Annotated in this window: 12 protein-coding genes; 11 read left to right on the top strand and 1 reads right to left on the bottom strand. The window is 59.1% G+C overall.

Features of this window, described 5'->3' with window-relative positions; all coding sequences use genetic code 11:
• The first annotated feature begins 1 nt into the window (after position 1).
• The 5 genes from QQF73_RS17640 to lpxC all read left to right on the top strand — a co-directional run bounded on the left by QQF73_RS17640 (position 2) and on the right by lpxC (position 5,466).
• Positions 2-967, top strand: coding sequence for a D-alanine--D-alanine ligase (locus tag QQF73_RS17640; RefSeq protein WP_219868692.1), 966 nt, complete (start codon positions 2-4; stop codon positions 965-967).
• Positions 960-1,799 (top strand): cell division protein FtsQ/DivIB, encoded by an 840-nt coding sequence (locus QQF73_RS17635; RefSeq protein ID WP_219868642.1) that lies wholly within the window; start codon positions 960-962, stop codon positions 1,797-1,799. The genes QQF73_RS17640 and QQF73_RS17635 overlap by 8 nt, the downstream gene beginning before the upstream one ends.
• A 35-nt stretch (positions 1,800-1,834) precedes the next feature.
• Complete coding sequence (gene ftsA / locus QQF73_RS17630) at positions 1,835-3,070, top strand: cell division protein FtsA (protein WP_219868641.1); 1,236 nt, start codon at positions 1,835-1,837, stop codon at positions 3,068-3,070.
• A gap of 97 nt (positions 3,071-3,167) precedes the next feature.
• Positions 3,168-4,325 carry a cell division protein FtsZ gene (gene ftsZ / locus QQF73_RS17625; protein WP_219868640.1) on the top strand — a complete coding sequence of 386 codons (1,158 nt, stop codon included), beginning with the start codon at positions 3,168-3,170 and terminating at the stop codon, positions 4,323-4,325.
• 223 nt (positions 4,326-4,548) lie between these two features.
• Positions 4,549-5,466: a UDP-3-O-acyl-N-acetylglucosamine deacetylase gene (gene lpxC, locus QQF73_RS17620; protein ID WP_219868639.1), complete on the top strand. Its 918-nt coding sequence runs from the start codon at positions 4,549-4,551 to the stop codon at positions 5,464-5,466.
• Positions 5,467-5,477: 11 nt separating this feature from the next.
• Here lpxC and QQF73_RS17615 read toward each other — a convergent pair whose 3' ends face one another.
• The gene (locus QQF73_RS17615) at positions 5,478-5,924 is read right to left on the bottom strand and encodes a DUF721 domain-containing protein (protein WP_219868638.1); all 447 of its coding nucleotides are present in this window, start codon (positions 5,922-5,924) and stop codon (positions 5,478-5,480) included.
• 233 nt (positions 5,925-6,157) lie between these two features.
• Here QQF73_RS17615 and QQF73_RS17610 point away from each other — a divergent pair, with 233 nt between their 5' ends.
• The 6 genes from QQF73_RS17610 (at position 6,158) to ribA (ending at position 13,655) form a co-directional block, all read left to right on the top strand.
• The gene (locus QQF73_RS17610; protein ID WP_228743582.1) at positions 6,158-7,093 is read left to right on the top strand and encodes a M23 family metallopeptidase; all 936 of its coding nucleotides are present in this window, start codon (positions 6,158-6,160) and stop codon (positions 7,091-7,093) included.
• Between the two features lie 197 nt (positions 7,094-7,290).
• The gene (secA, locus tag QQF73_RS17605; protein ID WP_219868636.1) at positions 7,291-10,035 is read left to right on the top strand and encodes a preprotein translocase subunit SecA; all 2,745 of its coding nucleotides are present in this window, start codon (positions 7,291-7,293) and stop codon (positions 10,033-10,035) included.
• A gap of 106 nt (positions 10,036-10,141) precedes the next feature.
• Positions 10,142-11,359, top strand: a complete 1,218-nt coding sequence (gene argJ, locus QQF73_RS17600; RefSeq protein ID WP_219868635.1) for a bifunctional glutamate N-acetyltransferase/amino-acid acetyltransferase ArgJ — start codon at positions 10,142-10,144, stop codon at positions 11,357-11,359.
• 2 nt (positions 11,360-11,361) lie between these two features.
• Positions 11,362-12,333: a Nudix family hydrolase gene (locus tag QQF73_RS17595; RefSeq protein ID WP_285368998.1), complete on the top strand. Its 972-nt coding sequence runs from the start codon at positions 11,362-11,364 to the stop codon at positions 12,331-12,333.
• A gap of 83 nt (positions 12,334-12,416) precedes the next feature.
• A complete protein-coding gene (gene moaC / locus QQF73_RS17590; protein ID WP_285368997.1) occupies positions 12,417-12,899 on the top strand; it encodes a cyclic pyranopterin monophosphate synthase MoaC in 483 nt (160 codons plus the stop codon).
• Positions 12,900-13,040: 141 nt separating this feature from the next.
• Positions 13,041-13,655 (top strand): GTP cyclohydrolase II, encoded by a 615-nt coding sequence (gene ribA / locus QQF73_RS17585; RefSeq protein ID WP_219868633.1) that lies wholly within the window; start codon positions 13,041-13,043, stop codon positions 13,653-13,655.
• Positions 13,656-13,688: the final 33 nt, after the last annotated feature.

The raw sequence follows: 13,688 nt of genomic DNA, 5'->3' as shown, positions 1-13,688 counted from the left end.
GATGCAACATCCCGAACCTCAGGCCTACCAGGCGCCCCCGGAACTCGTCCGGGCGCTGGGCCGAGTTGCGGTATTCATGGGGGGGGATTCCGCCGAGCGCGAAGTGTCCCTGAAGAGCGGCAAGGCAGTGTTGTCAGCACTGGTGTCGGCCGGTGTCGATGCTTTTGCGGTCGACGTTCGCGGCTGCTTGCTGAAGACCGCCGAGAACCCGAATTTCGACCGTGTCTTTATCGCTCTGCACGGCCGCGGCGGAGAAGACGGTACGTTACAGGCCATTCTGTCTCAGGCCGGGATTCCCTACACCGGCAGTGAGATGCTGGCGTCTGCGCTGGCGATGGACAAACTGCGCACCAAGTACGTGTTCGAAGGTTGCGGGCTGCCGACCCCCAGGTTCCGCACCATGGCCGCTGCAGATGAGGCCGAGCAGATTGTCGCCGTGCTGAGACCGCCGCTGAGCGTAAAGCCTTCCCGGGAGGGGTCGAGCATTGGTATCCGCAAGGTCAGCAATGCCGCGGAGCTGGCAGAGGCCTATAAGCAAGCGGAAGCGCTGGACACCCTGGTGCTGGTGGAGGAGTGGATCGAGGGTCCGGAGTTCACGGTCAGTCTTCTGCAGGATCAGGCACTGCCGGCCATCGGCCTGAGCACCGATCATGTGTTCTACGACTATGACGCCAAGTACCTGGCCGATGATACCCATTACCGGATTCCCTGCGGCCTTGCACCGGAGGACGAGCTCCGTCTGCAACAGTTGGCGCTGGACGCCTTTCGGGTAGTCGGCTGCCGGACCTGGGGGCGGGTGGACATCATGCAGGACGAAGATGGCCAGTTCTGGTTGCTGGAAGTGAACACAGTGCCGGGCATGACCGACCACAGTCTGGTGCCGATGGCTGCGAAAGCCGCCGGGATCAGTTTCGAAGAACTGGTGGTCCGGATTCTGCGCGACACCCTGGAGGACGCCGATGCTTGAGACACTGCTGATCCGGAGTCGGGCGGTACCGTCCGAACCCTCGCGGCGCCGGGGGGCTACGTCCCTCGGGCCCGAGCGGGACCGGTTTGGTGTGTTGAAGGCGGTGCTCGCCGCGGTGCCCTGGCTGCAGGTGGGCATGGGCGCGGTGATCGTGTTGTTGGCGGCGCTGGTGCCCTGGGGCACCAGCAAGGTGCTGGGAGCCATGGACCAGCAATTTATGGCGGTCGACGTGAATGGCGAATTTATCGGCGACAGCCGGGTGGCGATTGAACGGGCTGCCGGTAACTGGATTGGCAAGAGTTATTTCGCCACGGACCTGTCGGAGATCAAGGCCAATCTGGAGCAAAGGCCCTGGGTTGAGTCGGCCGCCGTGCGCCGGGTGTGGCCCGATCGCCTGGTGATCGATATCCGGGAGAAAAAGCCGTTGGCCTACTGGACCGACGGGCGCCTGGTGAGTCGGACCGGGGAACTGTTTGCGCCGGCCAATCCGCAGGTCGCGGGGCGGCTGCCGAGGCTGGCTGGTCCGGATGAGCGGGTACGGGACGTCATCAAGATGGCTCAGATCATGAGTGAACAACTGGTTAGCCACGGTCTGAACTTTGCGGGGCTGTCACTGGAGCAGCGCGGTGCCTGGACGCTGCAGTTGGCCAACGGCATCGAAGTGGTGCTGGGTCGGGATCAGGTAGAGCAGAGGTTTGAACGGTTTATCACAGTGTATGAAACCCGGCTGGCGTCACGGTCGGATGAAGTCAGTCGGGTGGATGCCCGTTACACCAACGGTGTCGCGGTGCAGTGGAAAGCGGCGGAATCCGCTTCCGGCCCGAAATCATAGTAACGGTTAATTCAGACCACGGTTTGGTGAGATACATGTCATCGGTTGAAACGGAAAACATGATTGTCGGCCTCGATATCGGAACATCGAAGGTGGTTGCGATTGTCGGCAAACGCAAGATGGACGGCACCATTGAGGTGGTGGGTATTGGCTCGCACCCCTCGCGAGGGCTGAAGCGTGGGGTCGTGGTCAATATTGAAACCACGGTCCAGGCCATCCAGCGCGCAGTGGAGGAAGCTGAATTGATGGCAGGTTGCCGCATCCATTCGGTGTTTGCGGGCATTGCCGGCAGCCACATCAAGAGCCTGAACTCCCATGGCATTGTTGCGATCCGTGACCGCGAAGTGACCCAGGCCGATATCGATCGGGTGATTGATGCCGCCCAGGCAGTAGCGATTCCGGCAGATCAGAAAATCCTGCACATCCTGCCGCAGGAATTCGTGATTGATAGCCAGGAGGGCATCAAGGAGCCGATGGGCATGTCCGGTGTGCGCCTTGAAGCGAAGGTGCACCTGGTGACCTGTGCGGTGAACGCCGCTCAGAACATTGAGAAATGCGTGAAGCGCTGTGGCCTGGAGGTGGACGACATCATTCTGGAGCAACTGGCCTCCAGCCACGCGATCCTGACCGAGGACGAAAAAGAGCTTGGAGTCTGTGTTGTGGACATCGGTGGCGGCACCACGGACATCGCCGTCTTTACCGGCGGCGCTATCCGCCACACCGCGGTGATCCCCATCGCCGGTGACCAGGTCACCAACGACATTGCCATGGCACTGCGCACGCCCACGCAAAACGCCGAGGAGATCAAGATCAAGTATGCCTGCGCCCTGACCCAATTGGCGGGTGCAGATGAAACCATCAAGGTCCCGAGTGTCGGCGACCGAGCACCGCGGGACCTGTCCCGTCAGGCCCTGGCCGAGGTAGTGGAACCTCGTTATGAGGAGTTGTTCACCCTTGTGCAGTCGGAGTTGCGACGCTCAGGCTTCGAGGACCTGATTCCCGCGGGCATCGTGATTACAGGCGGTTCCTCCACCATGGAAGGCGTGGTGGAACTGGCCGAAGAAATCTTCCACATGCCGGTAAGGCTGGCCTGTCCGCAGGCGGTTTCCGGCATGACGGAAGTGGTCAACAACCCTATTTACGCCACGGGCGTGGGGTTGCTGATTCATGGCTTCCGCCAGATGGATCTTGGGCGGACGCCAGTGCTCAAGGGTGAGGAAGCACCCACGCTGTTTGAGCGAATGAAAGCCTGGTTCACCGGTCATTTCTGACGGCACCGGGAAGGCAGTAAACGAAGGTATCTCGAAAACACAATCTCGAAATAACAGCCTGGAAAGGCTGAATAAAACAGCACGAAGGAGTAGGGGAATGTTTGAACTCGTCGATAATGTCCAGCAAAACGCTGTCATTAAAGTCGTCGGTGTTGGTGGTGGTGGCGGTAATGCCGTACGTCACATGCTCAACAGCGACATTGAAGGTGTGGAGTTCATCTGCGCCAACACCGATGCCCAGGCACTGACCGATATGGATGCCCGGCAGATCATCCAGCTGGGTGGCAACATCACCAAGGGGCTGGGTGCGGGTGCAAACCCGGAGGTGGGGCGTCAGTCAGCCCTCGAAGACCGGGATCGCATCGCTGAGTCGCTCAAGGGCGCGGACATGGTGTTCATCACCGCCGGCATGGGGGGTGGTACCGGAACGGGGGCTGCGCCGGTGGTCGCGGAAGTCGCCCGTGAGCTCGGGATCCTGACCGTTGCCGTCGTCACCAAGCCTTTCATGTTTGAGGGTGGCAAGCGCATGAGCGTTGCCGAGTCCGGCCTGAAGGAACTGGAAGAAAGCGTTGACTCGCTGATCACCATCCCGAACGAGAAATTGCTGGCGGTCATGGGCAAGAAGACCAGCCTGCTGGATGCCTTCGCCTCAGCCAACGACGTATTGCTCGGCGCGGTTCAGGGCATTGCCGACCTGATTACCCGCAACGGCATGATCAACGTCGACTTTGCCGACGTAAAGACGGTCATGTCGGAGATGGGTATGGCGATGATGGGCACCGCCCGCGCGACCGGCGAAAACCGGGCCCGCGAAGCCGCCGAAGCTGCTGTCCGCAGCCCATTGCTGGAGGATATCAACCTGCAGGGTGCCAAGGGTATTTTGGTCAACATCACCGCTGGTATGGATCTCAACCTGGGCGAGTTCTCTGAAGTTGGTGACATCGTGCGCGAATTCGCGTCTGATTCCGCCACCGTCGTCGTGGGCACAGTGATTGATCCGGAGATGACTGATGAGCTCAAGGTAACCGTGGTTGCGACTGGCCTGGGAGGGGATCGCGAGAAGCCGACCAAGGTGGTGGACAATACCCGCACCCTGGACGGCAAAACCGACTACAACCAGCTTGATCGTCCGGCCGTTCTGCGCCGCCGTGCCGTATCTCACGGTAACGTGGCGATTGATCAGAGCAAAGAGAGCGAAGAGCAGGGGGTCGACTATCTCGACATTCCCGCATTCCTCCGTCGGCAGGCTGATTGATAATCTGTTGTAACTTTGGTCCGGTTTGGGGTTTGGCTCCATGGAATGTAAAAAATAATGAACCATTAATCCGGAAAAAACGTGCACTGATTACCGAACGTTGGCTTATTGTAAATTTGACGCAAAGCCAAGCTGGTTAAATGGTACTCAGTATTACTTTCTGATATTCTCCGGGCAGATTTTTGCTCAGAATATCGACATTTTGTGACGGAATAATGAACCGATGATCAGACAACGGACACTAAAAAACACTATCCGAGCAACGGGTGTGGGGCTGCACTCAGGAGAGAAGGTATACCTGACCCTGAAGCCCGCGCCGGTTGACTCGGGAATCATCTTCCGGAGGACCGATCTGGACCCAGCGGTCGAGATTCGTGCCTGCGCGGAAAATGTGGGTGAGACCATGCTGTCCACGACGCTGGTAAAAGACGGTGTCCGTGTGGCAACAGTAGAGCATCTGCTGTCAGCCATGGCTGGTCTCGGTATCGATAACTGCTTTGTGGAACTCAGTGCTGCCGAGGTGCCGATCATGGATGGTTCTGCGGGACCGTTTGTGTTTTTGCTCCAGTCTGCCGGCATCGCCGAGCAGGAAGCTGCCAAGCGTTTCATTCGCATCAAGCGCGAAGTGACCATTGAAGAGGGTGACAAGAAAGCCACCTTCCTGCCGTTTGAGGGCTTCAAGGTCAGCTTCGGCATCGATTTCGACCATCCGGTCTTCAAGGGCCGTGCCCAGACCGCCACTGTCGACTTTTCCAGCACTTCCTTTGTCAAGGAAGTGAGTCGCGCCCGGACTTTCGGGTTCATGCGTGATATTGAAAAGCTGCGGGCGATGAATCTGGCGTTGGGTGGTAGCGTGGATAACGCCATTGTGGTTGACGACTACAAGATTCTTAACGAAGACGGTCTTCGTTACGACGACGAGTTCGTCAAGCACAAGGTCCTGGACGCCATCGGTGACCTTTACCTGCTGGGCAACAGCCTGATTGGTGAGTTCCGTGGTATCAAGTCCGGTCACGACCTGAACAATAAGCTGCTCCGCAAGCTCAGGGCAGAAGAGGATGCATGGGAAGTGGTCACGTTTGACGACGAAGCCACCGCGCCTATCTCCTACATGAAACCTGTGCTGGCGGCCCAGGCTTAAGGCAGGACGCCTTAATCCCGGACGTGGCTTGCGAGTTTTTCGAGAACCTCGCGTAGTTTTTTATCCTTCGTGTGCCCGGCTTCCTCTTTGAGGAGCCGGGCATTTTCTTTGCTGAGCGGCGCTTTTCTGAATGCCGGCTTCTCCCGAAAGCGGGGTGGGGTCACTTTGACCTTCAGCTTCCAGACGTACCGGAACAGCTCATATTCGCGGACCTTTTCCATGATTTCGTGCTGGCGAAAACGGATCTGGCTGGCCTTGCCTGCGGTCTCTGCGGACAGCACGAGCTCTCCTTCATGGCAACTGACAAATCGGGTTCCGGCTGCAAGTGCCGGCGGCACAGCGCCAAGAACCTGTTCTTCTGCCTGGCGATGAAGTTCCGCCCTGGCGACAAGATCTTTCAAAACCGGCGTGCCACCGAGTTTGTCGAAGCTCAATTTCTGTTCACTTTTTCGCTTCATTGACGACCGTTCACTCGACGAATTCGTTTACGATTGGTTACACTTCGGCACGGTTTGTGCGTAGTGCCTGTATTAGACTCGTTTTACATTGTGGAAACTCACTATGTCTACCCGGGCGCTGCGACTTTTTAGGTACGTAGTTGTTGTCATGGACGGCAAGCCCACTCGGAAACTTCCGGGGCGCAACACTACAGGAACCAGGTTGCGGCTCAACGATGAAACCAGATGACAATATGAACATTATCCTTGTTGGCAAGCACCATGGGAAATCCCGTGTGGTGGCACTGAACGGCGCCGTCGCCATCGGCCTTGTTCTTCTTGTGCTTGCCTTGCTCGGTTGTGCTGGCTGGGCGGGCTATCAGGTCGCGATCAGTAAAGCCGAAGCAGAGAAGCCGACTCCTTCCGGATTGGTTGCCCACTGGAAAGCGCGCCTGGATGAGCAGAAGTCCGAGCTGGTCGCGGTGGAGCAGGAAGTTCAGCAGCAGATTGACGCGCTGACGCTTCGTTTGGGTGCGATGCAGGGTCGCCTGCTCCGGTTGGATGCACTCGGACAGCGGTTTGTTGAATCCGGACTGGTCGCCAGTGAGGAGTTCAATTTTAGCGAGCCAGCAGCCGTTGGTGGTCCGGAAGGCGGTACTGAGAAAGAGTCCTTCACCGCGCCCGGTCTGACCGCCATGATCGAGCGACTGGAAGCCCAACTCGATGACCGCGAACAGCAGTTGCGCCTGCTGGACAAGCTTGCCTCCCGTAAGAAGCTGGAGGAGGAGATGTTTGTCGAGGGGCGCCCGATCACCTGGGGCTGGCTCTCCTCCAAGTACGGGTACCGCTCCGATCCCTTCACCGGCAAGCGTACCTGGCACGACGGCGTCGACCTGGCGGGTAAGGATGGCAGTGACATCATTTCGGTGGCTGGTGGCGTCGTTACCTGGGCGGGAGACCGGTACGGCTACGGCAACCTCGTGGAAATCGACCATGGTGATGGCCTGGTGACCCGGTACGGGCACTGCAAGACCATCAAGGTCAAGGTCGGTGATGTGGTCCAGAAAGGGCAGGTAGTCGCCCTGATGGGCAGCACTGGCCGGTCGACCGGGCCGCATGTGCATTTCGAGGTTCTGGACAACGGTCGCTCCAAAGATCCGGTAAAATACATCGCCCGTTCGAGCAACTAGGCGCGTTTTCATCCCGGTTTTCTTGCCTTTCCCTGAGTCCCGTAATCGCCGGCAGCATCTGTAATCATCCGCGCCGGCGGTCCGAACACATCAGTAAGTTATATCAAATCCGGCGGCTGTGAGGCCCACCTTTTGTCCTGTCGCGAAATAAGGTTAGAATGCCGGCTTCCTCCGTTTAATCAAAGAAGCAGTGGTCTATGTTCGCAAAGCTTGCAACCAAAATGTTCGGCAGTAAAAACGCCCGGGAAATCAAGAGAATGCGCAAGGTTGTGTCGCGCATTAATGAACTTGAGGAGCAGTTTGGCAATCTGTCTGATACTGAGTTGCAGGGCAAGACCGCTGAGTTCCGTCGGCGTATCGATGAAGGTGAGACCCTTGAAGCCGTTATGCCGGAGGCTTTTGCCACGGTTCGGGAGGCGGGTCGTCGAGTCATGGGCATGCGCCACTACGATGTGCAGCTGGTGGGTGCGATAACGCTCCATGAAGGGCATATCGCCGAAATGAAGACCGGCGAGGGCAAGACGCTGGTAGCGACGGCATCGGTCTATCTGAATGCGTTACCCGGCAAAGGGGTGCACCTGGTGACGGTGAACGACTACCTCGCTCGCCGCGACGCCGAGTGGATGGGCAAGCTGTACCGCTTCCTCGGACTGCAGGTCGGCGTGGTGGCATCGGGTCAGCCGCAGGAAGAGAAGCGCGCTGCCTATCAGGCTGACATCACCTACGGCACCAACAACGAGTTTGGCTTCGACTACCTTCGGGACAACATGGCGTTCAGCACCGAAGACAAGGTGCAGCGAGGACTCAACTACGCCATCGTGGACGAAGTGGACTCCATCCTGATTGACGAGGCCCGTACTCCGCTGATTATTTCTGGCGCTGCCGAAGACAGCTCCAAGATGTACAAGGCGATCAATGAGCTGATTCCAAACCTGGAGCAGGGTGAGGTGCCCGAGGAAGGCGAACCCACAGGTGATTTCACTATTGATGAAAAGTCCCGGCAGGTGGAACTTACTGAGGCTGGCCATGAACGGGTCGAAGAGCTGCTGCTGAAAGAGGGCCTCCTGAGGGAAGGTGAGAGTCTGTACTCGGCCGCCAACCTGAGCCTGCTGCACCATGTGCACTCGGCTCTGCGTGCGCACCATCTGTTCCAGAAAGACGTTGACTACATCGTCCAGGGTGGCCAGGTGGTGATTGTCGACGAGCATACCGGACGCACCATGCCCGGCCGCCGCTGGAGCGAAGGTCTGCATCAGGCCGTTGAGGCCAAGGAAGGAGTTGATATCCAGGCGGAGAGCCAGACCTTGGCCTCCACCACCTTCCAGAATTATTTCCGTCTGTACGACAAACTCGCGGGTATGACCGGTACCGCGGATACCGAAGCCTTTGAATTCCGTCAGATTTACGGCCTGGACGTCGTGGTCATTCCGCCCAACAAGCCGATTCAGCGGATTGATTACAACGACCTTGTCTATCTGACCCAGGACGAAAAATTCCACGCCATCATCGACGAGATCAAGGATGTCACCACCGAGGGCCGCCCGATTCTGGTGGGTACGGCGTCCATCGAGGCCTCCGAACTGTTGTCAATGCTGCTCAAGAAGGCCCGGATCGAGCACAAGATCCTGAACGCCAAGCAGCACGATTCCGAAGCCCTGATCATTGCCCAGGCCGGCCGTCCCGGAGCGGTTACCATTGCCACCAACATGGCGGGTCGTGGTACCGACATCGTGCTGGGCGGTAACTGGGAATTCGAAGTCGCGGACATGGAGAACCCGTCCGAGGAAGATATCGCGAAGATCAAGGCCGAGTGGACCGAACGTCACAATCAGGTGCTGGACGCCGGCGGTCTGCACATCATCGGCACCGAGCGCCACGAGTCCCGTCGTATCGATAACCAGCTGCGCGGTCGTGCCGGTCGTCAGGGTGATCCGGGTTCCTCTCGCTTCTTCCTGTCCCTGGAAGACAACCTCATGCGGATCTTTGCGCCAGATCGGGTCAAGAGCCTGATGCAGGCCATGGGCATGAAGAAGGGCGAGGCTATCGAGCACCGCATGGTCACCAACGCCATCGAGAAATCCCAGCGCAAGGTGGAAGGTCGCAACTTCGACATGCGGAAAACCCTGCTGGAATACGACGACGTGGCCAACGATCAGCGGACAGTCATCTATGAGCAGCGCAACGAGGTGATGTCCTCTGAGGACATCTCCGAGATGGTGGACACCATCCGGGCCGATGTCGTCGAAACTTTGATCAGCGAGTATATCCCGCCCCAGAGCATGCCGGAGCAGTGGGATGTCGCCGGGCTGGAATCCCAGCTCCAGTCGGAGATGGCCCTGGATCTGCCGGTTCAGAAATGGCTGGAAGAGGACAGCAACCTGTACGAGGAAAATCTCCGTCAGAAAATTCTCGACGAGGTTGTGACCGCCTACAAGGCGAAGGAAGAGATAGCCGGCTCCGAGGCGATGCGCAAGTTCGAGAAGCAGGTCTTCCTGCAGGTGCTGGATACTCTGTGGAAGGAACACCTTTCCAACATGGATCACCTGCGTCGCGGTATCCATCTGCGTGGCTACGCCCAGAAGAACCCCAAGCAGGAGTATAAGCGCGAGGCCTTTAACCTGTTTGAGGACATGCTTGAAACCATGAAGCGCGACGTCACTCGCGTGCTTTGTCACGTCCGGGTTCAGAGCCGCGAGGAGATGGAAGAGGTCGAGCGTCGTCGCAAGCAGGAGCTTGAGCAGGAGCTGGCCCGGGCTCGCCTGCGCCATGACCAGACCAGCGCGACCGCCGAGAGCCAGCGTGAGCGAGAGGCCCAGGGTGCGCAGCAGCCTGCGGGTACCCCGGAAACCTTTGTCCGGCAGGAACCAAAGGTGGGGCGCAATGAACCGTGTCCGTGCGGGTCTGGCAAGAAGTACAAGCAGTGTCACGGCAAGGTCAGCTGAACACCGACACTGAATGAGAGTTGGAGACCCGCAACCTGACATGGTCAGGCTGCGGGTTTTTGCGTTTTGAATTGCCTGTTTCAGGCGTTATCAGAGGAGTTGCAGGATGGCGGTAGGTCCCGGAACCTTGCCCGAATTTTTCCCGGTTGCCGGAGTCAAGCTGGGCATTGCCAGTGCCGGCATCAAGAAGCCCGGACGAAAGGACATTGTGTTGTTTGAGCTGGCGCCGGAAAGCCGCGTTGCAGGTATTTTTACCCGTAACCAGTTCTGTGCGGCGCCGGTGACCCTGAGTCGCCGACACCTGGCACAGAAGGCGCCGCGCTATCTGCTTATCAATACCGGTAATGCCAATGCGGGTACCGGCGAGCGAGGTATGACCGATGCTATTGCCTGCTGTGGCGCCCTGGCCGAGAGGGCCGGCGTTAGCCCGGAGGAGGTGCTGCCATTTTCCACCGGAGTGATAGGCGAGCCGTTACCCGTTGAGAAGATTGTCCGGGCACTTCCCGAGGCGCTTGCGAATACCGATGAGAACCGTTGGGCCGAGGCAGCCAGCGGTATCATGACCACGGATACTCGTCCCAAGGGAGCGTCCCGTCAGCTCGATCTTGACGGTCATACCGTGACCATCTCCGGGATCAGCAAGGGTGCCGGGATGATTCGTCCGAACATGGCAACCATGTTGGGGTTCATCGCGACCGATGCCCGCATTGAGCCCGGGTTGTTGCAGGCGCTGGCCGTCGAGCTTGGAGAAAAATCCTTCAACCGCATCACCATTGACGGTGATACCTCGACCAACGACTGCTGCATGCTGATGGCCAGCGGTCAGTATGGGGGACCGGAAATCAGGCCCGACAGCCCGACGCTGGCGAAACTGCGGGAGGCGCTGGAGCAGGTATACCTGGAACTGGCCCACGCCATCGTCCGGGACGGTGAGGGTGCCACCAAGTTTGTTACGATTGACGTTGCGGGCGCCGCGGGCCAGAAGGAAGCACTGGATGTCGCCTATACGGTCGCCCATTCGCCTCTGGTGAAGACCGCGTTGTTTGCCTCGGACCCCAACTGGGGGCGGATTCTGGCGGCTGTGGGACGGGCGGGTGTTCCCGATCTGGATCTCAATGCCCTGGAGATTTTCCTGGGCGATGTGTGCCTGGTCCGAAACGGTGGGCGTGCTGACGACTACTCGGAAGAACGGGGCCAGGCAGTCATGGACCGGGAAGAGATCACCATTGCCATCGACCTGAAACGCGGTGATGTGAGGGAAACAATCTGGACCTGCGACTTCTCCCACGACTACGTCACCATCAATGCCGAGTACCGGACTTGAGCATGACCGGGCTGAGCTCTGTGGTCAGAGAGGTGCATGTTGCAGTGGCAGTGGTGATACGTGATGGCAGGGTGCTGATTGCCCGGCGGCCAGATCATGTGCATCAGGGTGGGTTGCTGGAGTTCCCCGGTGGCAAGGTTGAGCCTGGTGAGACGGTGCAGCAGGCCCTGATTCGGGAGATTGCGGAAGAGACTGGTCTGAGCGTGTCTGAGAGCTCCCTGGAGCCGGTCATCGGGATTCGCCATGACTACGGCGACAAGCGAGTGTTTCTGGACGTCTGGCGCACGCAGGACGCTGCTGGAGTTGCCGAGGGCCGTGAAGGTCAGCCGGTGGAGTGGGTGTTGCCCGATGAACTGCGGGATGAGGACTTTCCCGCTGCCAACCGGCCAATCATCCGGGCCCTGAGGTTGCCCGCGGTCCTGCCTATCACCGGTGCCATCGGGAATGTGACTGACGGCGTGTCGGCATTACGGGCCTCGCTGGCGCGATCGTCGGCGGGCCTGGTCGTTCTGCGAGCGCCCGCCCTGGCGCCGGTGGAATACCTGCGATTGTCAAGACACTCGCTGCCGGAGTGCAGCGAGGCTGGTGTCGGACTGATTGTCCATGGCGGCCCTGCGATGTACCGGGAAACCCCGGGGGCTGCCGGGCTGCATCTGCCCGGGCGGGAAGCTGCCGCGTTGTCGGCCCGCCCGATTTCTCATGGCGCCTGGCTTGGCGTGTCCTGTCATGATGCCGGGCAGATTGCCCACGCGACCGCGCTGGGGGCGGACTATGTCACCCTTGGACCGGTTAAGCCTACCGCCACCCATCCGGAAGCCAAAGCAATCGGCTGGGATGAATTCAGACGCCTGGCGGCTGCCGCCCGGGTTCCTGTCTATGCTCTCGGTGGACTGGGGCCCGACGATGTAACACGTGCCCGTGACGAAGGCGGTCAGGGTGTGGCGGGCATCCGGTTCTGGTGGCCTGAACTCTGACGGTTGACGGCGGTGTCGCCGGTCATCTGGTATGCTCGTCCTCCTGCAGTAGTCATTCCCGTTCAACAATTCCTGGAGACATTGTGAGCAAACTGACGCATCTTGATGACAAGGGTGAGGCCCGCATGGTCGATGTGACCGAGAAAGCGGTCACCGAACGTGAGGCACGCGCCGAGGCCACGATACGCATGGCACCGGCAACCCTGAATATGATTATTGAGGGTGAACATCCCAAGGGTGATGTGCTGGCGGTTGCCCGAATTGCGGGCATCATGGCCGCCAAGAAAACCCATGAGCTGATCCCCCTGTGCCATTCACTTAACCTTACCTCGGTGAAAGTAGAGCTGACGCCTGGAGATGATGGCGCTTCGGTCCACATCCTGACCCGCTGCAAGCTCTCTGGTCAGACCGGTGTGGAAATGGAAGCGCTGACCGCAGCCAGCGTTGCGGCTCTGACCCTCTATGACATGTGTAAGGCAGTGGATCGCGGCATGGAAATAGGGGCGGTCCGCCTGCTCGAGAAAAAAGGTGGGCGCAGCGGCCATTGGGTGGCGGAAAGTCCCTGAGGTTTAATCCGGGCGGATCGCCGGTGCGTAAATCACCGATATCTCAACATCATCGGAGGAGCTACAGTGCCGGGACTACGCCAAGCCGACGGCCGCGTGATAGAATGCGCGGCCCGATTGACTGAACCACGAGGAACGACTGTGGCTGTTCGTTACATCCAGACCTGCCGGTTGCCGACCCCGTTCGGGGTGTTTGACATGCACGGCTTTGAAGAACCGGACACTGGCAAAGAACACATAGCACTGACACTGGGTGAATTGAACAGCACGGAACCCATGCTTGCCCGGACCCACTCCGAGTGCCTGACCGGTGATGCGCTTTACAGCATGCGATGTGACTGTGGTTATCAACTCGAAGAGGCCTTGCGCAGCATAGCCCGGGAAGGTCGGGGGATCCTCATGTATCTGCGTCAGGAAGGTCGGGGTATTGGGCTGTTGAACAAGATTCGTGCCTACCACCTGCAGGATCAGGGCGCGGACACCGTAGAAGCCAATGAACGGCTCGGCTTTGCGGCGGATCTTCGGGATTACAGCATGTGCAAGGACATGCTGGAGCACCTGGGCATCAAAAGCCTGAGGCTCATGACCAACAACCCCCGCAAGGTAAAGGCCCTGTCGTCCTATGGCATCGACATAGCCGAGCGGGTGCCCCTGCACGTGGGGCGCAACCCCCATAACGAGCACTACCTCGACACCAAGCAAAGTAAGCTCGGACACTGGTTTGAGACTCATCAGGACGACGATCCCGAGGGATAATGCCGCGCTGTCGGTCCGCCCAAAGAAAAGCCC

It is taken from the genome of Marinobacter albus (genome assembly GCF_030238305.1).
GTDB classification, from domain to species: domain Bacteria; phylum Pseudomonadota; class Gammaproteobacteria; order Pseudomonadales; family Oleiphilaceae; genus Marinobacter; species Marinobacter albus.
This window is presented reverse-complemented; position numbering and strand designations above follow the sequence as displayed.

Excerpts from the sequence above, each read along its gene's own strand:
- QQF73_RS17640 (WP_219868692.1), top strand. The coding sequence starts at position 2 with ATGCAACATCCCGAACCTCAGGCCTACCAGGCGCCCCCGGAACTCGTC.
- QQF73_RS17635 (WP_219868642.1), top strand. The coding sequence starts at position 960 with ATGCTTGAGACACTGCTGATCCGGAGTCGGGCGGTACCGTCCGAACCC.
- ftsA (WP_219868641.1), top strand. The coding sequence starts at position 1,835 with ATGTCATCGGTTGAAACGGAAAACATGATTGTCGGCCTCGATATCGGA.
- ftsZ (WP_219868640.1), top strand. The coding sequence starts at position 3,168 with ATGTTTGAACTCGTCGATAATGTCCAGCAAAACGCTGTCATTAAAGTC.
- lpxC (WP_219868639.1), top strand. The coding sequence starts at position 4,549 with ATGATCAGACAACGGACACTAAAAAACACTATCCGAGCAACGGGTGTG.
- QQF73_RS17615 (WP_219868638.1), bottom strand. The coding sequence starts at position 5,924 with ATGAAGCGAAAAAGTGAACAGAAATTGAGCTTCGACAAACTCGGTGGC.
- QQF73_RS17610 (WP_228743582.1), top strand. The coding sequence starts at position 6,158 with ATGAACATTATCCTTGTTGGCAAGCACCATGGGAAATCCCGTGTGGTG.
- secA (WP_219868636.1), top strand. The coding sequence starts at position 7,291 with ATGTTCGCAAAGCTTGCAACCAAAATGTTCGGCAGTAAAAACGCCCGG.
- argJ (WP_219868635.1), top strand. The coding sequence starts at position 10,142 with ATGGCGGTAGGTCCCGGAACCTTGCCCGAATTTTTCCCGGTTGCCGGA.
- QQF73_RS17595 (WP_285368998.1), top strand. The coding sequence starts at position 11,362 with ATGACCGGGCTGAGCTCTGTGGTCAGAGAGGTGCATGTTGCAGTGGCA.